This window comes from Laspinema olomoucense D3b, from assembly GCF_025370785.1.
In the GTDB taxonomy this organism is placed as follows: domain Bacteria; phylum Cyanobacteriota; class Cyanobacteriia; order Cyanobacteriales; family Laspinemataceae; genus Laspinema; species Laspinema olomoucense.
On record NZ_JAMXFA010000005.1, the window covers coordinates 80090 to 103750 of the forward strand.

Genomic DNA, 23661 nt, shown 5'->3' on the forward strand with positions numbered 1-23661 from the left:
CTTTCCTGTACCGACGCTCTAAAACTTGCCCCTTTGGGAATCGGGGCTGATTCTTATTCCTAAGTCTTCCTCCCTCCTCTCAACCCCCGCTTGTTTCTCCCGGCTTCAAGGGCAGCAAATCCCCTCATCAATCCAAAGCTGTGATAAAATCAGAAGTGAAGTCAAGACGGGAAATCCAGTTGTTAGTCTCGGGAGTCGTCTAGTTCAAATTCTGGGGAAAATTCTACTAAAAATTTAACGTTTAGACACTTTATAGCAGCTTTCTGGCAAATGTTGCGCCTCAGAGAAATTAAATCCCCCTGTTTTAAGTCAAACTCAGGGTTCGGGAGGGAATCGATGCACCTCATTTCCATCAAAATTGCTATTTTCCCTTACCGCTACAACAACAGATTAAGTTTTGAGTTAAAATCCACCCCTCTGTAGAAATAGCAGGCGAGGAGTCCCCATGTTATTTAATTTAAAGTTAAAAGCGCGAATTCTCTTAGGCTATTCCCTCCCTTTAATATTTTCCATTAGTTCTGCTGGCTTAGTTTTTGTGAGTAGCCAGCAAGTTCAGAAAGAAGTCACCAATTTAGAAAAAGGGGCGGCTATAGTCCGGGAGTCTGACCGGCTGGCTTTAAGGGTCATGTCCATCCAACGGTCTGCAAGAGGTTACATTATCGACCGGGAAGAAGTTATTCCCAATGCGATTGAGGCCGACATCCAACACCTAGAAAATTCTGCCGAATTTTTACAGATTCATGTGGAAGAGGCCGCACAACAAAAAAAATTAGAGCAAATTTTAGCCCTGAGTAGAAGAACCATTGAATTTAATAAAAATCTGGTTAATTTAGTCCAACAAAACCGAGTACCCGACGCTATCAAAGCTTATACCTCCCGGGAACGCGAACAATTGAATCGGGAACTCGAAACGCTACTGGCAGAGTTTAATCAACGGGAAGATGAGCTTCAGAAGGAAAAAAGCGATCGCACCAATCATGTCCTCAACTTATTGAGTGTCTTGGTGTTATTGAGTACCGCCATCACCGCGATCGTCGCCTGGGCATTAGGATGGGCGATCGCCAGCCGGATTACCGACACCCTCAGCGAGACCACCAATACCATCGCCTCTTCCTCCTCCGAAATCGCTGCAATGACCGAACAACAAGAGCGCGTTGCCAACCAACAAGCCAGTGCAGTCCATGAAACCACTAGCACAATGGAACAACTGGGCCTCTCCTCTCAAGAGTCCTCCGAACGCGCCGAAGCCACCACCGTTCAAGTCGAACAAATTGCCAATCAAATTTTGCATCTAAGTGAGCAAGTTAACCAGATCGACAAAATTGCGGGATTAGTCAGCGATATTGCCAATCAAACCAATATGTTAGCGCTCAATGCTGCCGTGGAAGCGGTCCGGGCAGGAGAGCAAGGCAAAGGCTTTGGCGTTGTTGCTTCGGAAATTCGGAAACTGGCCGATCGCAGCAAACAATCTGCCGAGAAAATTAGCGACCTAGTAACCGATATTGAACGGGCGACCAATTCAGCAGTAATGATCACCAAAGACGGAACTCGCAGCGTAGAAAGCGTGGTTTCAGCCGTCAATCACATCGCCGTCAACGCCCAACAAATTTCCTTCAGTGCCAAACAACAAGCCCTGGCTATCCAACAAACCCTGGAGGCCATGAATAGTCTGACTCAAAGCGCTCAAGAAACCGCCAGCGGGATTGCTCAAACCAAAATCAGCATTCAACAACTCAATCAAGTCGCCCTCAAGTTACAACGGGAAATTTAGGCGTGAGAATCCCTCAAGGGTATTGTCACCCTGAGTTAGACTCGCTATATCACACCCCAAAAGCCGTAAGTCCGGTCGAGATTTCCAGGTAAGGAATGTAGAGGGGCTGTTTTGCAGGGGAAAGCCCCCAACTTTAGCCCGGATGCGTAAGTCTTCAGTTAAGATAAGCTGCAAGCGGGAACAACAATATAACCGATGGGACAGTCAATCCTCAGAATCTATCGATTCTGAGTTTACGCACCTCCCTTGGGAAAATCTCATCATAATTGAGGTAAGCCACTCAGGGCTGCAATAAACCCGGTTTAAATCGGTGGATTGAGGTCAAATTTAAGGAGTCATCATCTAAATTATGTTGGACAGCTTAAAACTGAGGGGACGAATTCTTGCCTGCATTATTATCCCATTGTTAGTGTCAGGTGTCCTGGCTACCCTGATTGTTTCAACGGTTAGAAAAGCCGAGCAACTTGATGAACAGATTGGGGTTTCTTCAGAAGTCATTGATCATTTAGCCGAAGCCACCCTGCAAGTGATTCGCATGGAACGGTCAACCCGAGGATATTTGGTGAAGGCCAGCGATCGCCATCGCCAAGGATTTGAAGCCGGAAGCGAGTCCTATAGCCGGGTGATTAATAGCTTAGAGCCAAAAATTGCGCAACTGGAGGACCCCGTACAACGGCAGCGGTTTGAGGAGTACATTCAGTTGGGAAATCAACTGCGACAAGTTGATCAGCAAATGCTCCAACTGGCACAAACGGGTCAGATGGAGGCGGCGGTAGCCTTATTTTCCACGGACCAAAGTAGCAATATCGTCCGGGAAATCGAGTCGCTTTATAGTGCCTTTGTCCAACAAGAACGAGAGACCTTGGCGGCTAGAAAATTAGAAGCCCAAGAAGCGTTACATTTGTCCCTGGCTATTGCCGGGTGGGGAAGTGCCCTCGTAGGTTTGGTAACGATCGCCATTGGCGCAAAACTAGCCTCTAGCATCCGCGATCGCATCGAACGTGCCATCCATGAAGTGGCGACCTCCTCTACGGAATTTGCTGCCACCTTCAGTCACCAGGAAACTTCCACTAACGCTCAAGCGATTTCCGTCAGCCAAACAACAACCTCAATGGAGGAGTTGAACGCCTCCTCCAAAGCCACCGCTGAACAAGCCGAATCGGCTGCGGCTAACGCGATTCTGGTCTTAAACTTAGTGGATTCCTCCAACCATCATGAACTGCCGGTGCATCTGTCCTACACTTTTGGTTCCAACCACACCACCATTCCGTCTCGTAATCGCCAGATGGGACACCAAAATACCAGCTTAAAAGAAACCGTCCATCAGATTGCCAGTCGCATCGAACAACTTACCCAGCAACTGTCGCAAATTGATGGAATTGCCAGTAACGTTAGCAATATCGCCAATCAAACTAATATGTTAGCGCTCAATGCTTCTGTGGAAGCAGTTCGGGCCGGTGACGCCGGGAAAGGATTTGGCGTGGTTGCCACAGAAATTCGCAAACTGGCGGACCACAGTGGCCGATGTGCCGATCGCATTAATTCTCTGGTCAAAGAAATTCAATTGGCAACTTCCATGACGGTTCAGGTCACAGAAGAAGGGACAAAAACTGTCGAAGTGGTGGTGGATGCGATTGATGAAATTGTTAATAATACCCAACAAATTTCATTAACCGCGCAACAACAGGCGATCGCCATTCAGCAGGTTTTTGAAGCCATGAATTCCCTGAACAGAATTGCCTCAGAAACCGTTAACAGCATTTCTCAGGCCAAAATGGGGACTGAAAAACTCAATCAAGCCGCCCTCGACCTCAAAGAAATGGTCTGAGCATTCTTTCTATTCGGGTTCGGGGAGATTCACCAGCCCGGGGCCTTTCTCTTCCAGGGAAAGCTCATAGAAATCAGTCAGGTAGGCATCTGGAATTCCCGCTGAATTATCCCGATTCCGGTTATTTTTGCGGAAATTAGGCATCGATCAGGGGTGCTTTCCCTTGCCTTTGTTCCCAAATTATGCGAAAATTGCAACAGGCCAAAATATCGCAGCCGTTTGGGTTAGGCCCAGAGATGGAGAGAGTCCCCGGCCCCAGATTTGGGGCTGAGAAAGAGCCGGAAAGTGGAGGAATTAAGCCCCACTCTCCCAAGATTCAGGGATGGGAAACTCCTGTAGGTTGGGTTTCCGGTCTCAGCGGCGAGTGTCCATCGAGGAACCTGTTCAGGAATTCCGCCTGCGATCGCCTCGGGGTCTCGTTCCTCACTGCTCCTCACTGGAGGTCTCTCCTCAACAAGCAGTTAAGCGACCATAAAATCAGGGTGGAAACAAGAGTGTGAACGGCCACGTTCACCGTCAGTTCAGGAAACAAACCGGGGATGAGATGAGCCAAAAAATTGCCGATTTTGCCCCTTTACAGATTAGCCGGTAGGAATTCGCCCAAACCGCAGATGAGCTGATGAAAACCCGAATAAATCCCGAGAGTTTTGGGCAAGGATTTTAAAGATTTAAACCCGTCCAAAACCGAGTCGATCAAGCAAGGAAGCAGGCAGAGCAGAAAAGCGGGAAATTTAAGTAAAAAAGGGGAATCTTCAAGGTAGGGGAAATGGTCCCCGGGAAATCCCTAAGATCTGACTTTGGAGGAGCTAAAACCATGATGATCGACGATGAAGAACTCAGAATTACATTTAAAGTAGCCAGTGAAGAGCACGTGCAGAAACTCAACGAAGGGTTATTGCACCTAGAACAGCAGCCAGATGACTTGGGGAAACTCGAAGAATTGATGCGAGAAGCCCATAGTCTGAAAGGGGATGCGGGAATGTTGGGGGTGAAAGATATTGCGACCCTGGCGCATCAGTGGGAACATCTGTTGGGAACGGTGAAGCGGAAAGAAACCCCTTTAACCCCAGAGTTGTGCGATCGCCTTTATCATGGCTTAGATGCGATCGCAAAACTCGTTGCGCAATCCGTCACCGGCGAAGATGCTGGAGTCAATACCTTTTACGTCCTCGCCTATTTGATGGGCGCTTCCTCCGACACCAAGGAGAGCGAAACGGCACCTGCGCCACCACAACCCCAGGAAGCCCAAAACTCCCCCCCCACAGAAAAGCTCACCCCAGAACAGAGGGACAGTCCCCCAGAAACCTTAGACCCCATAGAGGCGGTAACGGAAACAGAAACCAGGGAAACCTTCCCGGAAGCCTCAGAACAGAGCGACCTCGACCGGGAGAAAGCCCCAGAGGAAGACCGCTTTGAACTGCTAGAAGTCATCTCCCCAGTAGAACTCGCCGCCACTTCCCCAGCCCGAGTCAGCGCCTCAGCCAATGGACATACTTTAGCTCAAAAACATCCGATTCCGGAGATTTCTAAACCCCTGGGCAGTAGCCCACCCCCGCCACCCCCAGGGGGCGATCGCCGTCGAGATTCCGCACCCTCCAAAACCCCCGCCCTTCCCGTCGTCCCCGTTACCCCGGCGCCAGGAGGCAGTAGTAACTACCGGATCGACACCATTCGGGTGGAAACCCGCAACCTGGATAGTCTGATGACCCAAACCGGGGAACTCACCGTCAGCAAAATCCGGATCGCACATCGTCTCTCGGAAGTCGAAGAAATTGTCACCCTGTGGGAAGAATGGAGTCGCGATAGCTTTGTCAATCGCTTTGCCTTAGAAGAAGTCATGCGGGGCAGCCGCAATGGATCCTTAGAGCGCTTGCAAAGCTTTCATCATCGCACCGAAGAGCGACTCGAACGCCTCGGCCAAATTGTCAGCCGCCTCAGAAATTCAGTTTATGAAGATAACGCCCGCCTAGATACCATTGCCGATGAACTGGAAGAAGGCATCCGCACCTTGCGCCTGCTCCCCTTATCCACCATCTTTACCCTGTTTCCTCGCATGGTGCGGGATTTAGCCAAACAAGAAGGCAAGCAAGTAGAACTGCTAATTGAAGGGGGAGAGACTCGCGCCGACAAGCGCATCCTCGAAGAAATGAAAGACCCCTTGATGCATATCATCCGGAATGCGATCGACCACGGCATCGAAACCCCTGGCGATCGGCAACAAAAAGGCAAACCCCCAAAAGCCACCATTGTCCTCAAAGGCTACCAAACCGCCAACAACATCGTCATCGAAATCCGCGATGATGGGCGCGGACTAGACGTGGAAAAAATCAAACAAACCGCCATCAAGCGGGGAATCTGCCGAGAAGAAGAACTCGCCGCCATGACCCCCCACCAAATCCATAGCCTAATTTTCACCCCGGGATTCTCTACCAGGACCTTTGTCACCGAGGTGTCTGGGCGGGGGGTGGGACTGGATGTGGTTCGCACCAACGTCGAACGGCTCAAAGGTAGTATTCACATTGACTCCACCCCCGGAGTGGGCACAACCCTGCGCTTATCTCTGGGCACCACCCTCGCCACGGCTCATGTTCTGTTGGTCGAGGTGGAGGGCATTGCCTACGCCCTGCCGGTGGAGTTCGTGCAACTGGCTCGTTTGGTCCCAGAGAGCGATATTTTTGCCCTGGAAGGACGGGAAACGATTATTTTAGAGGGGCAACCCGTTTCCGTGGTCAAACTCGCCGATTTGCTGGAACTGCCCCCGAGAGGCATCCTCAATTCTTCCACAACCATCAATAATTCCAGTCTGCCTTGCATTATTTTGCAAGTGGGCGAAGAACGCCTCGGTCTCCTGGTGGATGCTTTGGTGGATGAGCAAGATGTGGTGCTCAAACCCCAAAGCAAACTGCTCAAGCGGGTCCGGAATGTGTCGGGAGCAACGATTTTGGGAACAGGGGAAGTCTGTATGGTGTTAAACCCCCACGACTTGCTCAAGTCGGTGCGCAAGCCGGGAAAATCCATCGCCCCTCCGAAACCGCAGCCTGAGAGCGATCGCAAATTATTAGTGTTGCTTGTGGAAGACTCGATCGCCACCCGCACCCAAGAAAAACGCATTTTGGAAAATGCGGGATATGAGGTAGTTACCGCTGTGGATGGTATGGATGGATACAATAAACTTAGAACTCGGAACTTTGATGCGGTGATCTCCGATGTCCAAATGCCGAATTTGGACGGGTTAGGGTTAGTGACCAAAATTCGTCAGCACAAGGAATATTCAGAATTGCCGATTATTCTGGTAACCTCCCTAGCTAGTGATGATGATAAACGCCGAGGTGCGGAAGCCGGGGCTAATTCCTATATTCCCAAAAGCAGTTTCAATCAACACGTGTTATTAGAAACGCTCAAACGGCTGATTTAGACTCGCTATCGGGGGAGTTCCAGATACCTAACTGAACGGGGTTGGGTGATGGGTTCAAGGGCAAGAAGCAGCCAGAGTAAAGTATGAACAAGAAGCCGATTCGAGTTTTGTTGGTGGAGGATTCTCCCGTGGCGTTGATGATTTTTAAGCGCCTACTGGGAGCAACTCCCGAGATTGAAGTGGTGGGGACGGCAAGGACGGGAATTGAAGGTTTGGAGTTGATTCCCCAGGTTCATCCCCATGTGATTTGTACCGACCTCAATATGCCACAAATGGACGGTTTGGAATTTACCAAAGAGGTGATGGCAAAGTTCCCCTGCCCTATTTTGGTGATTAGTTCTTCGGTACAAGCGGAGGATACTCACACTGTTTTTAATCTGCTCAAGGCAGGGGCGGTAGATGTGTTTCCCAAACCGCGTCAGGGGGTGATGGGGAATTTTGAGGTGATTCGTCATGAACTGATTTCTAAAATTAAGGTGTTATCTGGGGTGACTGTGTTTACGTTGCATCGCCGGGGTACGGCTAATCGGGAGACTCTGCGAGCATCCCCTGGGGTTGTTCCTCCTAGAAATACTGAAAAAGTCCTCATCCCGGAACAGAAGCGGGTAGATCCGGTGATTCAAACGGTGAAAATTCCGTCATCCTATACCCCGACTCCTCGGGTGACTGCTACCCCTGTGACTCCGGATGCGGCGACGGTGGCGGCTTCATTTCACGGGGTAAAAATCGTCGCGATCGGGGCTTCGACGGGAGGACCCCAAGCGTTACATACGATTTTATCTCAACTCCCTCCGAAGTTTCCGGTGCCGGTGATTTGCGTGCAACATATTAGTGAGGGATTTTTAAAAGGGTTGGTGGATTGGTTGGGTTCGGAATGTCAGTTGCCGGTGAAAATTGCCCCTGCCGGAGAAAGACCCGAACCGGGAATTATTTATTTTCCTCCGGAACAAAAGCATTTAGAGTTTGACAGTAATGGTCGGTTTTTGTATTCGATCGCCGGTCCGGTTTCGGGACATCGCCCTTCGGTGACGGTGACGTTTAATGCGGTGGCGAAGTTTTATCGCCAGGGGGCGTTGGGAATTTTGCTCACGGGGATGGGTCGAGATGGGGCGGATGGGATGTTAGAACTATTCAAGCTCGGGGGGATTACGATCGCCCAAAATGAGGCCAGTTCTGTGGTGTTTGGAATGCCCCGAGAGGCGATCGCCTTAAGTGCGGCTCAATATATTCTCCCGATTACTGATATTGCTCCCATGATCCTCCATCGCCTGATGAGCGATCGGCATTAGCCATTCTCACTTAATAGAACGCGATCGGCAGCAATTGTAAAGTGAGAAAGGTCTTTCCGGCTCCCCCTTCCCTCTGAGGGAAGGGGGCTGGGGGGTTAGGTCTCTCGGATTCGCCAAAAACCCCAGATGTTATAGACACCCGATTTTCAAAAGATGTTGTCTTGAGGGCTACCAAAAGCCCGCATCGTAACGCTATAGCGGTCGGTGTCGGGTAGTTTACCTGCTAGAATCTAACTGACTATGCTAAGTCTGGAGGTCGCTATGGAACCGTTACGAATCATTACCAAAGCTATGAATGGTCAACTGGTGATTGACCTCCCCCCTTCATTGATGAGCGATCGCACTTATGAAGTCATCATCCTCCCAGTTATATCGGGGGAATCCGTTGCCACTCCACGACGCCGCCATCCTTCTGAAAAACTAGCGGGTACTGTTTACTTGCTTGACGATTTAACCGCCCCTGCCACCCCTGAATCAGATTGGGACTTATCTTGAATGCTGTTACTGGATACTCATATCTGGATCCGCTGGCACAATCCCCAGCCCAGTAATAGGGTTCTTTCTCAACCTCTAATCGATCTGATTGAAACCGCTGATCGTGTTGCCATTAGTGCCATTTCCTGCTGGGAGCTCGGACAATTGGTGAAACGGCAGCGGGTACAGATTTCTCTTCCGCTTGATGAATGGGTACAAGCTGCATTGGAAGATATTCAGGTTTTACCCATTGATCGCGCAATTGCCCTGAAAGCCTCTCAACTACCAGAGCATCATCGGGATCCCGCTGATCGGATTATCATTGCCACAGCTTTAATCTATGATGCTTCACTCATCAGTCTAGATGAGATTTTTCCCACCTATACGCAGTTACAGGGACGTTTAATTTCCGGTTGAGGAGTAGACTGGGCTTTTTCCCATCCACCCCATCCTCCCCTGCTTAAGCCGGAAAGAGTGACGCGCAGTCGGCGATCGCCACATAACGGGAGACCCCACCCTAACCCTCCCCAAGACATCGGGGAGGGGACCGGAGAATGACCAAGGACAAATGACCAATGACCATCACCGCTGCTTCATCACCACCAAAGTAATATCATCAAACACCTTCTGTTCCCCAATAAACTCCCGCACATCCTGAATCACCCCGGAACGAATCGCCTCTGCCGACTCCTGCCAATACTGCGACACCACCGCACACAATCGGTCCATCCCATAAAACTCTCCCGCCATATTTTCCGCCTCCGGTATCCCATCGGTATAAAGCACCACCCCATCCCCAGGATTTAACTCTACTTCTGCCTGAGTAATAAAATCAGAAATATCTAACTCTAACCCCACAGGAAATCCTAAATCAATCGTATCAATCCGCTCAATTTCTCCCGTTCCACGAACAACTAAAACCTCCTCATGTTGTCCCGTAATCCGCAACACGCGATCGGCATAATCCAGCAACGCTAAAGTCAGATTCTTATCCGTCCGCATCCGGGCTACGTTGTCATGAATCATCCGGTTAATCGTATTTAAAAACTTCACGTAATCCCTTTCATCGTTCACCAACAAAGTCCGCACAGCCGTTTGGACCATCACCATCACCATTCCCGCTTCTAATCCATGTCCCGTGACATCCCCAATCCCGATTTTGATATGTCCCTCATGGTTGAGCACATCATAATAATCTCCCCCAATTTCATCGGCGGGCTCCATAAATCCCGCAATTTCTAACCCAGGAATCGCCTGCAATTCTTCATAGCGAGGCAGCATTTTTTGTTGCAGTTGGCGGGTGACATCCAGTTCCGCACTCATCCGCAGGTTGTCGGATTTGAGCAGTTCATTGAGGGCGCTGATTTCTTCGTTGGCTTCCGCGAGTTGGGCGGTACGTTCGATGACTTTATCTTCTAAGGTGCGATAGAGTTGGGCATTTTCTAGGGAAATTGCTGCTTGGGCGGAGATGACTTGTAACAGTTCGATGCGTTCTTTTGTAAATGCCCCAGTTGCTAAGTTATTTTCTAGGTAGATAATGCCTGTGAGTTGTCCTTGATTGAGGATAGGCGCACATAAAACTGACTTAGGTTGATTCTGAACAATATAAGAATCGGTGGTAAAAGTGCCATCATTCGCCGCATCATTTAAGATGACGCTGGACTGAGTGCGGGCCACATAGTGGACGATCGCACTCGACAGTTCCAGACTCTCTTCGATTGGCACCGACTGCACAGCGATCGCCTCTGAACCATTGACAATTCCCGTAGCTTCAATCGATAATTTTCCGGCGACGGGCAAAATCAGAAACCCTTTTTGAGCCCCGGCATTCTCAATCGTCAGCCGCATCAATTTATCCAGCAATTGATCTAAAACAATTTCGCTGGCAATGGCTTGGGAGGCTTTAACAACCGTTTCGATATCTAACCCTTTGCCATCCCGACCCGTTGTCGTCACGGGTAGCGTCCCGGTTTCTCCACGGCGCTGGGTGACTTTAACTAGAAGGTTGGGATAAGTTTCTGATAGGCATTTGAGTTTGGCCGTTGCTCCCCAGCTTGCATAACAAGCGTAGGCATTTTTAAGGTAAAACTGCCCAATTTCTTCTCGGTCCAGAGTCAAATAATATTCAGCCGCTCGTTCGTAGGCTAATCCTTCTTCATGAATAAACCCTTGTTTCCTGGCTCCTTGAATCGCTTTTTCGTACAGGGTTTGAGCGTCCAAATAGTTGCCAGAGATGCGCGCCAGTTCCGCTTCTACCAAGTCGTATTTGTTTTGATAATTCTCCGGCGCATATTTCGCCCATTCTTTCATTAATTCTTGATTTGAACGGGCTTTTTCCAGAAATTCTGCTTTTTTGAGGGTGGGGATAGATTCGCTATGACAAACCGATACAAGAGCTAAAGAGTAATAAAATCTATGCTGGGGAAAGACAACATACGAAGAAGAACTCTCTCCATATAGTTCGGCTTTTTGAGCAGCTTCTAATGCGCTATCAAACTGATTTAAGTAGTAAAAAACGAAAGCTTTCGATAAGTAAGCTATACAGAGTAAGAATGTAGCATTCATCTCCACCCACTCTGCTAATATCTGTTCCTCTTCTTCCCAAGACTTACCAACAGTTAAGCCATAATACTCAAAATCTTCTTTGAGTAAGTTTAAAGGAATACCCTGCAACGCTCGGTTCCAATAAACAGAATAGATTTGCTTTAATTTAATGATTAATTGTGTGTATTGCTCATGCTTTGGCAAAAATTCTAGTAAATTGACACCAGCAAATATTGAATAACAGCAATAATCCAGTGCATTATAACAAGCATTTTCAAAATTGCCGGTTTCTATGCCCACTTGAATCCCTTCTTGCATCTGTGCGAGTGGTATGTCACGAAATGACTCTTTCCAATGCCGAATCCCAATACTGTAATGGATGACTAGGGCTTTGAGGTTTCCTAACTCCATTTTGTCCTTTAACATTAAAGAGAGTTGACAAAACTGATGTCCCCACTCAATATTTTTGAGAACGCCGCACAAAAGTTGAGCATAAAAAATGTAGGCTCCTGCTGCCAAAGGTGAATTGCCATTTTGGATGCAAAACTTAACGGATACCATCGTCACCAAAGGACATAATAAGGGATCCGTAATAATTGTGGCTGATGTGACAGTCAGTAAAATCCTTAGCGCTGCAAGCTGATAGGGGTCGGTCATTTCCGGCAGATTGGCTAAATCCTCAATCTTTCGGTCACCCAATAGCTCTTTTATCAGATTCTCTTCTGCTTCAATCTGTTCCGGGGTAGGAGTTCGAGGCAGCACCACACCCAAGGGTTCCAAAATTTCTAAAGCAGTATCAATCACCGACTGTAACTGAAATTGCGCGTACTGGGATTGAATTTTTAGCTCATAAATTTTGACCCGCTCAAGTAGAGATTGAGCTTCTTGCAAAACCACAGCCCCTAATTGTTCCGCATCTTCAAACCGCGTATTCAGATAATACACTTCTACAGTTTCTACATGAAGTGCCAGAGTAAACTCATATTCAGTTTGCCAGCTATCTGGAGGCAGAAGTGCTAACCCCGCTTCTAAATATTGGAGAGCGGGTTCATACGCGGTAGAATCCTTGGCTTTTTTTCCGGCTTTCAAATTCAAACGAGCCAGTTGATTTTTCTCAGAATCCGTCGCAATTAATTCCGCCCCCTTATTGAGTTGGTTGACAATATCAAAGATATTCTCTTCCAAGCTATCGGATGGGGTGTTCTGTAGGAATAACCGCCCAATATTGAGGTGGAATTCTTTTTTCTGGGCTTCGGGAATCAAAGAATAGGCCGCTTGCTGAACCCGGTCATGCAAAAATTTGTACGGAATATAAGCGGGATAACTGGCAAACAATTCTACTGATGAATCAGGACTTTCTAACATGAGCGCCTCTCGATCCCACAGCATCGGAGTTTTGTAGGCATCGGTCAAGGGAACAATCAACCCTTCCTGAAGTGCGGATAACAAATCGTTCGCGGTTGCTGAAATAGATTTAGCATTGACCACGGACAAGGTTTCTAAATCAAATCGGTTTCCAATACAAGCTGCAAGTTTCAGGACGTTCTGGCTACTGGCATGGAGCTTGCCAATTTTATTGACCATTAACTCCACCACATTATCGGTGATTCCGACTTGTTGGATAGAGTCCATATTCCATTCCCAATTCCCAGAATTGTAGTTAAAAGAGAGAAACTTTTCCTGATATAAATATTCCAGTAATTGAGTCAAGAAAAATGGATTGCCCCCAGTCTTACTGAAAACCAGTTCAGTTAACGCCTCAGATTCCGCAGTGGAAACATTCAAAGTATCCCCAATTAATTGGCTAACTTGTTCAATCAATAAAGCCTGAAGCTGAATCGCATCCACTTGAGTCCCCGCTTTTTGAATCCGCTCTACGGTTAAGATAAACGGATGAGTAGGACTCACTTCATTGTCTCGATAAGCGCCAATGGTTAGCAGGTATTGGTTGTCCGCATCACTCAGGAGTTGTTCCAGCAACTTCAATGAGGCAGAATCGGCCCACTGGAGATCATCGATAAACATCACTACAGGATGTTCGGCTTGGGCAAAAACACTTACAAATTGTTGAAAGACTAAGTTAAAACGATTCTGAGCCTCGGTTGGTCCCAACTGGGGAACGGGAGGCTGTTTACCAATAATCAGTTCTAATTCAGGCATCACTTCAATGATTACCTGACTGTTATTTCCCAACGCATTTAATAGCTTTTGCTTCCAGATTTCCAGTTGACCTTCACTTTCCGTGAGCAACTGGCGGATTAATTCTTGAAAGGCTTGAATCAGGGAACTATAGGGAATATTTCGTTTAAATTGGTCAAACTTACCGGAGATGAAATATCCTCGGGATTTGACTAGAGGTTTTTGAACTTCATTAACTAAGGCTGACTTACCCACACCGGAATAACCCGCTACTAATATCAGGACGGGAGTTCCTTGACCGAGACTATCCCAACTGTTTAAGAGTTGTTGAACTTCCTGTTCTCTTCCGTAGAGTTTCTGGGGAATTTGGAATTTATCGGATTGGTCCTGAGTTGCTAAAGGAAATGCGGAAATTTCGCCGTTGGTCTGTAATTGATGTAAACAAGTTTCTAAGTCTAATTTTAACCCTCGGGCACTTTGATATCGCTCCTCGGCAGTTTTTGCCATCAGTTTCATGACCAAATCAGAAACAACCTGGGGAATCTTGGGGTCAATTTGAGCCGGTGGCACAGGCTGTCTGGCGATGTGAGAGTGAACCAGTTCTAAGGGTTCCGTGGCTGTAAAAGGAAGTTGATGGGTCAGTAGTTCGTAGAACGTCACTCCTAACGAATAAAAATCCGTGCGGTAATCGATCGCCCGGTTCATGCGTCCGGTTTGTTCTGGGGAAATATAAGCTAAGGTTCCTTCCAGGCGATCGGGGTTGAGAATCGTCGGATTTTCCCGAGACAAAACGCTGGAGATGCCAAAATCGATGATTTTAACTTCCCCAGCTTCTGGGTTATAGACAATATTCGAGGGGTTAATATCCTTGTGAATGATATTAGCGGCATGGATTTCTCCTAAACTTTCGGCGATGGCGATCGCCAGAGTCAGAAATTCCCCCAGGGGAAACGGGCGTTCCGTCATCCAACCCTTTAAAGATTTACCGCCAAAATCTTCTAAAGTCATCACCAGACTGTTCTGGTATCGGTGCAAATCGTAGACTTGAACGACCCCCTTCCCCGCCAAGGACCGGGTAATTTCATATTCCTGCTTGTAGCGGGTGAGTTCAGAGGGGTTCGGATAATCTTGTTTAAGAACTTTCAAAATTATCCGTTGATTGTCCCGTTCTCGAATCCCCCGATAAACTAATGAATTGGCACTTTCATAAATAGGGCTGAGGATTTGGTAACCAGTTAAATCAGTCATTTTTAAACTCTCCGGAAATGATATTGAGTCGGTGAAGCTGGAGCAGCACCCCATCCCCCAAATTTTGAACCCTACAGGTTAAAACCGCCATATTACTGGGCGTTGATTGATTCCAACCCATAAAAACGAACCGCGTTATCCCAAAGAATCTTTTGGACAAGTGTGGGGGAGAGTCGCTCTGCCAGAGCCACGGCTTCCCCCACAATATTAGGTTTATGATCCATGTGGGGATAGTCTGAACCAAAAATTAAATTATCAGCGCCAATATAATCAATCATCTGCCCTAAATACGGCTCACCTGGCTCGATTTCGATAAAGCATTGACGGCGAAAATACTCCGACGGCTTCATCTTCACCCGGTCTTTAACCTCCCAGTAAAGGTTCTCATACTCTTCATCCAGTCGCCATAGCCAATAAGGGAGCCAACCACAGCCAGACTCCAGAAAACCAACTCTTAGCTGAGGGTGGCGCTCTAATACCCCTCCTTCAATCAATGCCAACAACGCCATCATCTGTTCCGTGGGATGAGAGCAAGCGTGCAGGGCAAAGCGAGTGTTAAAGCGATCCGCACCAGTGGTTGGCAATCGGCTGTGAGTCCCTTCATGGAGTCCCACCGCCATGTTTAATTCCTCGCATTGGTTCCAAAATGGCTCATAAGCCGGGTCGCTTAAGATTCTCCCCTTGACTGGGTTGGGGCGCAAATATACCGCTTTCCAGCCAAACTCTGCTATCCGGTGCAATTCTATCACCATTTCCTCGGGGGCGTGGCAGTTAATCGCTCCCACACCTTTGAGCTTTTGTGGTGCATAGCTGCAAAAATCTCGCAGCCAATTATTATAAGCGCGAGTAAAGGCCCCTGCCAGCCGGGGTTCCATGTTATCAATCGCTAACAGCCACAGTCCATGAGTTGGATAAATGAACGCGATATCAATCCCCATCTGCTGCATCGCCCGGACATGGGACTCGGCATCAAAGCCACTCAATACAGACATGGGGTGAGCCTGTTGGATTTGTTTAGCCCCCTCGCGACTGACTTGCTGGGAGATTTTATGAGTCACGGGCTCCCCCTTGATTTTAAAATCCGGTGATGGAGCAAAACTTTTAAAGGCCAGTTCTAAATACTTTTCCCACATATCAGGCGGTTCAAATACATGGGAATCCGCATCTATAATTTGATATCCGTTCAGCATTCGTCTGGGTTATGAATGGGATAATAGCTTAAGCCATTATCTCAAAGAGAGGGTCAGTATTTGCAAGTAATTTACCCCAAGTTACATCCACATGGGAAATGGGTTCAATTCATGTTCTGAAGTCGGTTCTTTTACCCAACCCAATTTAACCGGAATCTCATACAGTCGGCCCTCTCCCAGCCGTTTCCAAAAATGGCGCATTCCTGGAACAATCACTTTAACAGCTTTCAATCCGATATCAACTCGGGACCGATCCAAAACCAGCATTTCCATACCCTGTTGCTGGACAATCTGCTGGCAAGTCCTAATATCTTCTAACAGGTCGTCACTCCACCGTTGAGGATAATCCGCAACTACTTTGAGGGGGACGCTTCCATCGGGAACCAGGTAGGGCTGATTTTCTAGGGTAGCAGTTTTCCACCAGTTTATAGCAAGTGGGTCATAGGATCGATATTCGGTGGTCCCATCGGCATGGGCTGATAACACCGCAGGAAGGATTTGATTCACCTCAGTTAAAGCTCTTTGGATTGCCAGTTTGGGATCAAAATGAGTACCATAACCCAGCACGATGTCTTCTACTGGGCGATCGGTCCGGCGAGTCACTGCGGCAAATGTGGGAATATTCAGATCGCTGGTCAGATCCAGAGCCCAGACTTCTCGATGCAGGGTTTGATAATAATCTTTCAGGGCTTGAAAATAGGGTTCATCAAAACTTTCTAATTCTACTCTGGGTCGCTTCACGCGATTGTACCACCACAAGGCCACACAATCCCGTTCTACCAATTCCAAAAAGCCCTGCAAAATTGCTTCTTCTAGGCTATTCCCCGCAGCGCCTCCATTGGTATCTGCCCAACAGTCTGGCATGACGGGTTTGGGATAGCCATGATAGCAATAAGCCGTGGGGAGATACTTAAACTCTTCGTGGGTTAACGACCAAACCGGCGTCCAATCAATTGCTCTCTCCTCATCAAAGGGTTCAGGAACCCTCTGAAAAAAGCTCGGACAACTCGCATTCCATTCCGCCCGATTGTTGTATTGGTCTGGGCTGAAATTCATGCACCAATTCGGATGTATTGCCTTTTCTCCCAAGGCTTGATAACTACTTTTATGGCGAATTTCATCCTCTTGAAACACGCCAGAATAGCGTTCCACTGCCTCCCCCAATGCGCTGGCTCTTGCTTGAGCGTCCGTCCTTCCTTTCCCCGCACTTCTGCCCATGAGATTTTGCCGCAAGGAGTGCAAATCATCAAACATTGAAGCAAAATGATGTCGAGCTGCATAAATATGGAGTAACTGATTAGAATCGGGTGAAACATTTATCAGTTCTCGAACTACGCCAGTAATCGGGCTAATCTGATGTTGATATTTTTTGAGGGTTTCTTCCGGTGACAAGCAACGGTGTCCCCCATCAGCCGTAAAAACTTTTTTCCGATGTCCTAAAACAATAGGAATCGGTACACTGTTTAACCCGTTTTGAATTTCTCCACAGACTGGACATTGAGGACGCTTAACTAAAATATGATTTTGAGTCTCTAAAGACAGGGTATCGTAGGTAACCAGAATTCCTTCTAGCCGTTTATTCTCACCTCGAACAACCCATTTAAATACTTCTGTAGCCGCCATGCCTAACGCAGTTTGCAGCGTCGAGGGAAGGGTCACCTGTGGAATAGATAAAGGGGTAGAAATATCTGACTGTCTTCGGATAAACTCTTCAATGGGTCTGTTGCCTCGCAACCGTTGCGCTAGACATTCCCAACACCCAGTCTTTTGAGGGGAAAATATAGGTCCTAGCCAAACAACGGTTCCCACAGGTTTTACCAGCATCCAAGGGCGCTGGTTTTGTAAAGCCTGTTTGTTGACCTCTTCCAATTCTTCTTGGAGATAATCCTCAGTGAGGACAATTTCGATATCTCCTTCATCACAGACTTGTATCCCCAAGGTTTCAAGAGTAGCAATAAATTCTGAAGGAGAAAGCGCACCATAAGCCTTGACTGCAACTTTAGTGGTTTGCAATCGATGGTTAGCATCCTGAGCATCAATATTTAACGTATCGCAAAAAGCCGCTAAATTAGAGGGTAGGGAATTATTGCATTCCACAATATAACCCTGTCGTTGCATTTCCACCAAAGCAGAAAAAGCTTGAACTCCCGCTGCAATAAAATCTTGGATACTCGGGTTTTCTGGAAGTAAATCCGGAATAATTTCTTCAACAATTTCATCAACTGTCCGATTGCCGTCGATATAAGAGGCTAATAACTTGTGAGTCGGATTGCTAATTTCAACGAAGCCTCTTTCTGACAGTAAAAAAACTGCTTGTTTGTCGATATGTTGGCAATGAATTTGAAGTTTAAAACAAGGCTGATTAAGCATAAATAAATTTTTTTAATATTTTTTATCTAAGATTTGACCAATAAATTAGTATGTTTATTCAAATTAAATTTTGAAAATTCCAAATTAATTCACACAAAAACACAATTATCATACAGGGTAATATGAGTAAGGTTAAATGTTAGCATTTTTTATAATTACAAGGTTTCCCCGACTTATAAGACCTATGTTTTTAAATAGTGGATATCTTAAATCACTAGCTATAAAAACGATTGATTCCTTACCCATCGACGAAACCTTATACAGGCTTTTTTCTAAGTAAGTGCCTTTTTTAACAAGCGAGAGTGACAGGTTTTAGCAGGTAGTAGCTAAGGGAATATAAGGATTAGGCGGTAAAGGAAATGGATGCTCAGGATTTTCATACTTCGCCTCTTTCAACCAAACATTACAACGCTCAATCCACACTTGTAATTCTGCTTCCGTCACTCCGGTTTGAGGCCAAGGTGCATAAGGAATTTTTAAAATCATCTCCAGCCCGCCTTCATTACCTGGTTTGCTCCACATCCCCGCTTCACTCATTTGAATTGAACCCAGAAAACTATCGGGATCTAGCTCTGCAATAAACCATTCAGCAGGGAAAAAAATGTGTTGATTTTCCAGAGCTTGATGTAAGCCCAATGTCATGATTTCTTCTTTGAAAATTTTACCTGGCTCTTCATCTAGCCAAACTTGAACCAGAAGTTTTGAGAGTTCGACAATAGTCTTCCGAAAATTGGGAAGCCCTAAATCCTGATATCGACTTAAGCGCATTTCTTTTGACATTGGCTCGGACATTTGTTTTTCCCCTGTGTTCGTTGATAAGGTGCTAATTAGCACCTGAATATCTCAATTTCAATACAAATCGTTCTGATTATATTAGATTTTTTCCCGAAGGGAGAATTTCGCCATAAAAATTTACATTACTCAGTTGGCATATTGAATCCAGACTGGAGCAGATCAGGTGAGAGAGTTTCCCATTAAATTCAGGTTCCCCCGAATACTACGAAATTAAGAACCGTCTTGCTCTCGGGAATTATAATTCGTTCCGAGGACTTCCCCACCCCATCCCCCCATCAACCAAGGACATAAGACATAAGACATAAGACTCCCGATCGCCCCTCGCAGATGATAAAATTAGGTGAACGGTTCACGAGGTCAGCATGGGCGATCGCCAACTTAACAGTTACACCCTTCCTTCCCCTGATTTAGCACCGGAGAACGGTCTGTCCTATCCCTTTACCGTAGATCAGACTACCCGAACTCAGCAATCTCCCACTCAGAAACGGGTTACCCAAACTTTCTTCCAGCTTTTAATCCAGCACCTGCGCGGCACGAATGCGATCGTTTCTGTTCATCCGAGGCCGGTTTATATTGAAGCCGCATCGGCTTACTGTTATCCTGATTTAATGGTCACCCATGACCCTCGGGATTTAGATCGCCGCCACCGACTCGATGGGGTGATTCAATATCCCTGTTTAATTATCGATGTGATATCTCACCCCTGTCCCGCCAGTGAGAAACTCAGTCAATTTGACCATTATCGGCAAATTGAAACCTTGCAGGAATATGTTTGGCTTGATCCAACTCAACCCAAACTGAACTGTTTGCGTCAAATTGAACCGGGAGTTTGGGAAGCGTATCTGTATGAGCCAGGGGATGATGTGTATTTGGATAGCCTGAGCTTTTTAATCGAAATTGAGGCCATTTATAACCGGACGCTGACGCCAGCAGGTCGGTCCTAAAACCCGTCTCAATCCAAAAGTTTATCTAAGTTCAGATAGAAGGCGACTGTACCGGCATCGGTGGTAATAATTTTTTCCACTGCTGCCGGTGCAGCATTTTTGCCTTCCCTACCTTGTCGATAGGAGGCGGGAATTTCTGCAAATTGATCTTCAGGGACGTCTAAAATTGCGGGTAAATCTTGGAGGGGAATGCCAATGCGATCGCCATTGGTGAGGGTGCAGACAATCAAATAAGAATGCTGCTCTTGAGAAGGGTTTGGGGTGAAAAATAGCCTGGATAGATCCAAAAGAATAATCAAATCTGCATCAAGTTTAATTAAGCTCCGTCCATCTTCGAGGGTCCCTTGGGTGGTAAATTCGGTGAGAACACGCTGCACCCGTTCGATGGCGATCGCGTATGTTTCCCCCGCAACTTCAAAAATAACTAGCTTGCGCATCGGGGTGCGCTGAATGGCGGCCTTTTTATTGTGAAACCGGCGGCTGTACTTAGAGGGGGAGAACATGGTAGGGATGCTCCATTAAGGGGGAGGAAATTCAAAACAATTGTCTAACCTTTAGGGAATTCTGCGATTTTTTTATCCAAATTTTAAGGATGAAAACCGGATCAGGTCGCTCCCAGTAATTGAGCGATCGCCTCTAATAACTGACGTTCATTATAGGGCTTGGTGAAATATTTAACGGCCCCCAAATCCATTGCCCGTTGCCGATGTTTAGCACCGCTGCGGGAAGTCAACATCGCCACCGGAATAGGAGAAAATTGGGGATTTTCTTTGACTGCCGCCAGGAATTCAAATCCATCCATCCGGGGCATTTCAATATCAGCAATAATCAAAGCACATTTTAATCCATGATGCAATTGTTCCAAAGCATCTTGACCATCTTTGGCTTGAGCAACGCGGTATCGCGCACGGGTGAGGGTTAACGAGAGCATTTGGCGAATCGTATAAGAGTCATCAATCACTAAAATTTGGGGTTGAGAGGGCAGGGGAGGCAACAGGGGGACCGGAGAACGAATGCCTGGGGGGAGAAGGGTATTGCGTCCGGGACTATCAGTCTGGATCACGACCGCTTTTTGCACGTGAGGATGAAGTTGTCCGATTAAGTCATCTACATCGAGAATGCTGACGACTTCGCCATCGCCGAGAATGGTGCAACCGAGGATGCCGGTGGGTTTGGATAAGGGTTGGGGGAGGGGTTTGACGACGAGTTCCTGTTGTCCGACGAGGCGATCGACGACGATCGCCAGAATCCCTTCACTTGAGCTTAAAACTAGCACCGGCATATAATCTTCTCCAACGGGTATCGGAGAAGGCAGATCCCGCGAGGACTCGTTGTAATGGAGTAAATGATTCAAGGGAACTAACCGAATATACTCGTCGCGCCACCGTAACATCGGTTGATGCATGGCCATCTGGATTTCACTGGCGTTAACGTGCAGAATCTCTTCCACGGCATCGAGGGGTAAGGCGAGGGTCTGATGTTCGATGCGGACTAATAATGCATCGGAAATCGAGAGCATCAGGGGGAGTTTAATGATAAAGGTGGTTCCCCGACCGATGCGAGAGTCTACTTTGACGGTACCTCGCACTTGGCGCAAGTTATTTCGCACAATATCTAAGCCGACCCCACGTCCAGACAAGTCATTTACCTCACGTTGGGTACTAAATCCCGACCAAAACAGGAAGTCGTAGAGTTCGTTGAGAGAGAGTTCTAAAGCTTGTTCTTCGGAGACGAGATTTAATTCAACCAGACGGGAACGAATGGTTTCCGGGTCGATGCCTTGGCCGTCATCAGAGATGGTGATGATGGTTTGTCCCCCTTGATGCCGCGCTTCGATTTCGATTTGGCCGTTGGGGGGTTTCCCTGCTGCTTTGCGGTCTTCGGGGGATTCGATGCCGTGGTCGAAGGCATTTCGCACTAAATGTACCAGGGGGTCGCGCAAGGCGTGTAATAAGCTTTCATCAATTTTGGTATCTCGTCCGATGAGGAGGAGGTTGACATCTTTATCATAAGTGCGAGACATATCACGGATGGCGCGAGGTAGGTGGTCTACGGCACGACTGAAACTGACGACGCGCAACTGCATCACCTGAGAGCGGAGGCGATCGCAGATTCGTCGGAGGCGATCGGTACTCCGGTCCAGATTGAGCGCTACTTCGTCGATTTTGGCACTGGAGTGGGCGATCGCCTGGGTGGTTTCGATGGTTTCTCGGGCCGTATCATGGAACTCCGTATAATGATCCATTTCTAGGGCGTCGAAACCCAGGGGATGAGCGGGACTTCGACCCTGATGGCTTTTTTCTCCGGCAAGGCGGTCATATTCTTCCCGCAGTTGTACCCCAAATTGATTCAAATCGCGGATGTGCCGTCGCAGACGTTTGACTTCCCCGCGCAGTTGGGTTTCCTGGACTTCTAAATGGGTGCGACTAATTACTAATTCTCCCACAAGGTCCACCAGTTCCGTGAGGCGATCGAGTTCGACTCGGATGGTGGGTTTGACTCCGGATTCCCCTGGGGAGGCAGTGGGGAGTAGGGAGGGGTCGGGAGGGGTCGCACTTGGAGGCGGGTCCGAAGGCCGGAGTGGAGGGGGAGAAGGCACTGGAGAAATGGCCACATCCCGGTGCGGAGGAGGGAGTTCCATCGGTTGTAAGACGATGGGTAATTCTTGTAAGACTTGTTCCCGGACGGTTTCTAAATTTTGGGCGATGATCCAGCCCAATTTTTTCAGGTCTTCGACGGATACATTGGGTGTATCCACAGCGGTCCGCAGCGCTTCGGCAATTTCTCCGAGTTCCGGGACTTCTAACATCCCGGCTAAACCGGAAAGCTGATAATAAATTTCATTAAAAACCCGACAAGAGTCCTCGGCTGTCTCCTCTTGTAGTTGGGAAAGTTCGGTTTCTAAACGGTTAAAGATCGGGGGTAAATCTTGTTTGAAAATGGACTGAATTACCCCGGTATTGGCGGGATGTTTTTGCATCCAGTCTGCCGGGTGTTTTAATTCACCGCATTCAGTTTCTAATTCTTGTTTGATGCGGGCGATCGCCTCCAAATCCGCCTGGAAATCTTTGGGGTTTTCTTCTTGCTTTTCCCTAACGAGGGCCGTAGATTGGGCCGTGAGTTTTTTTAATAAATCAACCCCTTGGAGGAGTTGAGTAATAGAACGGCTACTCAGGGGAGTATCTTCGGGGCGATCGCGCAAAATTGCAAAACAATCTTCTATCCGGTGTGCCGCAGTTGAAAGGGATTGAAAACCAAACATTAAGGCCGAACCCTTAATAGAGTGCGCCGCCCGAAACATTTCCTTAATGGTGCTTTTTCGAGCTTCTGCGGTCTCAATTTGTTCCATTGCCAACAACTGAGTTTCTAAGCTCTGTAAAAACTCGTCGGTTTCGGCAATAAATGCCCCCAGCAGTTCTTGAATATCGTTAAAGTCCATTAATGATGACATGATGGTTCAGAGTAGAAGTTTCAGTGACAAAAGGCGATGAAACCCCAGGCGGGTTCAACTATTTTTGTTGAGAGATGCGGTGACTAGAAAATTAGTAGATGCACCTCCTAAGCTCTCTGATTTGGCCCTCTCCTAAAAGGAGAGGGAGGAAGAACCTCTCCCCGACCCTCTCCTAAAAAAAGAGGGACAATAAGGAATAAATA

At 47.5% G+C, this 23661-nt stretch carries 14 protein-coding genes; 7 read left to right on the top strand and 7 right to left on the bottom strand.

The window, feature by feature from the left end; translation table 11 throughout:
- Positions 1–445: 445 nt before the first annotated feature.
- Together NG792_RS04915 and NG792_RS04920 are read left to right on the top strand one after the other, a co-directional pair.
- Positions 446–1771, top strand: a complete 1326-nt coding sequence (locus tag NG792_RS04915) for a methyl-accepting chemotaxis protein (protein WP_261234738.1) — start codon at positions 446–448, stop codon at positions 1769–1771.
- Between the two features lie 409 nt (positions 1772–2180).
- The gene (locus NG792_RS04920) at positions 2181–3599 is read left to right on the top strand and encodes a methyl-accepting chemotaxis protein (RefSeq protein WP_435387563.1); all 1419 of its coding nucleotides are present in this window, start codon (positions 2181–2183) and stop codon (positions 3597–3599) included.
- 9 nt (positions 3600–3608) lie between these two features.
- On the opposite strand, the gene NG792_RS04925 is transcribed toward NG792_RS04920, so the two are convergent.
- Entirely contained in the window at positions 3609–3743 is a 135-nt protein-coding gene (locus tag NG792_RS04925; protein WP_261234739.1) for a hypothetical protein, read from the bottom strand.
- 673 nt (positions 3744–4416) lie between these two features.
- Here NG792_RS04925 and NG792_RS04930 point away from each other — a divergent pair.
- The 4 genes from NG792_RS04930 to NG792_RS04945 all read left to right on the top strand — a co-directional run bounded on the left by NG792_RS04930 (position 4417) and on the right by NG792_RS04945 (position 9194).
- Positions 4417–7014, top strand: a complete 2598-nt coding sequence (locus NG792_RS04930; RefSeq protein WP_261234805.1) for a hybrid sensor histidine kinase/response regulator — start codon at positions 4417–4419, stop codon at positions 7012–7014.
- 83 nt (positions 7015–7097) lie between these two features.
- A complete protein-coding gene (gene cheB / locus NG792_RS04935) occupies positions 7098–8303 on the top strand; it encodes a chemotaxis-specific protein-glutamate methyltransferase CheB (RefSeq protein WP_261197375.1) in 1206 nt (401 codons plus the stop codon).
- 240 nt (positions 8304–8543) lie between these two features.
- Positions 8544–8798, top strand: coding sequence for a hypothetical protein (locus NG792_RS04940; protein ID WP_232251466.1), 255 nt, complete (start codon positions 8544–8546; stop codon positions 8796–8798).
- Positions 8799–9194, top strand: a complete 396-nt coding sequence (locus NG792_RS04945) for a type II toxin-antitoxin system VapC family toxin (protein ID WP_261234740.1) — start codon at positions 8799–8801, stop codon at positions 9192–9194. It begins immediately after the preceding gene.
- A gap of 165 nt (positions 9195–9359) precedes the next feature.
- On the opposite strand, the gene NG792_RS04950 is transcribed toward NG792_RS04945, so the two are convergent.
- The 4 genes from NG792_RS04950 to NG792_RS04965 all read right to left on the bottom strand — a co-directional run bounded on the left by NG792_RS04950 (position 9360) and on the right by NG792_RS04965 (position 19048).
- A complete protein-coding gene (locus NG792_RS04950; protein ID WP_261234741.1) occupies positions 9360–14708 on the bottom strand; it encodes an AAA family ATPase in 5349 nt (1782 codons plus the stop codon).
- Positions 14709–14800: 92 nt separating this feature from the next.
- Positions 14801–15898 (bottom strand): amidohydrolase family protein, encoded by a 1098-nt coding sequence (locus NG792_RS04955; protein WP_261234742.1) that lies wholly within the window; start codon positions 15896–15898, stop codon positions 14801–14803.
- Between the two features lie 81 nt (positions 15899–15979).
- Positions 15980–18268 carry a TOMM precursor leader peptide-binding protein gene (locus NG792_RS04960; RefSeq protein ID WP_261234743.1) on the bottom strand — a complete coding sequence of 763 codons (2289 nt, stop codon included), beginning with the start codon at positions 18266–18268 and terminating at the stop codon, positions 15980–15982.
- A 312-nt stretch (positions 18269–18580) separates the two neighbouring features.
- Positions 18581–19048, bottom strand: a complete 468-nt coding sequence (locus NG792_RS04965; protein ID WP_261234744.1) for a hypothetical protein — start codon at positions 19046–19048, stop codon at positions 18581–18583.
- A 377-nt stretch (positions 19049–19425) separates the two neighbouring features.
- On the opposite strand from NG792_RS04965, the gene NG792_RS04970 reads away from it, so the two are divergent.
- Positions 19426–20007 (top strand): Uma2 family endonuclease, encoded by a 582-nt coding sequence (locus NG792_RS04970; RefSeq protein ID WP_261234745.1) that lies wholly within the window; start codon positions 19426–19428, stop codon positions 20005–20007.
- Between the two features lie 8 nt (positions 20008–20015).
- Here the strand turns inward: NG792_RS04970 and NG792_RS04975 are convergent, their stop codons facing one another.
- Together NG792_RS04975 and NG792_RS04980 are read right to left on the bottom strand one after the other, a co-directional pair.
- On the bottom strand, positions 20016–20510 hold the full coding sequence (locus NG792_RS04975; RefSeq protein ID WP_261234746.1) for a chemotaxis protein CheW: 495 nt from the start codon (positions 20508–20510) through the stop codon (positions 20016–20018).
- A 101-nt stretch (positions 20511–20611) separates the two neighbouring features.
- Complete coding sequence (locus NG792_RS04980) at positions 20612–23458, bottom strand: hybrid sensor histidine kinase/response regulator (protein ID WP_261234747.1); 2847 nt, start codon at positions 23456–23458, stop codon at positions 20612–20614.
- Positions 23459–23661: the final 203 nt, after the last annotated feature.

Bases quoted from the DNA above. Each gene is read 5' to 3' on its own strand.
- cheB (WP_261197375.1), top strand. From the start codon at position 7,098: ATGAACAAGAAGCCGATTCGAGTTTTGTTGGTGGAGGATTCTCCCGTG.
- NG792_RS04970 (WP_261234745.1), top strand. From the start codon at position 19,426: ATGGGCGATCGCCAACTTAACAGTTACACCCTTCCTTCCCCTGATTTA.
- NG792_RS04915 (WP_261234738.1), top strand. From the start codon at position 446: ATGTTATTTAATTTAAAGTTAAAAGCGCGAATTCTCTTAGGCTATTCC.
- NG792_RS04965 (WP_261234744.1), bottom strand. From the start codon at position 19,048: ATGTCAAAAGAAATGCGCTTAAGTCGATATCAGGATTTAGGGCTTCCC.
- NG792_RS04950 (WP_261234741.1), bottom strand. From the start codon at position 14,708: ATGACTGATTTAACTGGTTACCAAATCCTCAGCCCTATTTATGAAAGT.
- NG792_RS04975 (WP_261234746.1), bottom strand. From the start codon at position 20,510: ATGTTCTCCCCCTCTAAGTACAGCCGCCGGTTTCACAATAAAAAGGCC.
- NG792_RS04955 (WP_261234742.1), bottom strand. From the start codon at position 15,898: ATGCTGAACGGATATCAAATTATAGATGCGGATTCCCATGTATTTGAA.
- NG792_RS04980 (WP_261234747.1), bottom strand. From the start codon at position 23,458: ATGTCATCATTAATGGACTTTAACGATATTCAAGAACTGCTGGGGGCA.
- NG792_RS04960 (WP_261234743.1), bottom strand. From the start codon at position 18,268: ATGCTTAATCAGCCTTGTTTTAAACTTCAAATTCATTGCCAACATATC.
- NG792_RS04945 (WP_261234740.1), top strand. From the start codon at position 8,799: ATGCTGTTACTGGATACTCATATCTGGATCCGCTGGCACAATCCCCAG.
- NG792_RS04925 (WP_261234739.1), bottom strand. From the start codon at position 3,743: ATGCCTAATTTCCGCAAAAATAACCGGAATCGGGATAATTCAGCGGGA.
- NG792_RS04930 (WP_261234805.1), top strand. From the start codon at position 4,417: ATGATCGACGATGAAGAACTCAGAATTACATTTAAAGTAGCCAGTGAA.
- NG792_RS04940 (WP_232251466.1), top strand. From the start codon at position 8,544: ATGCTAAGTCTGGAGGTCGCTATGGAACCGTTACGAATCATTACCAAA.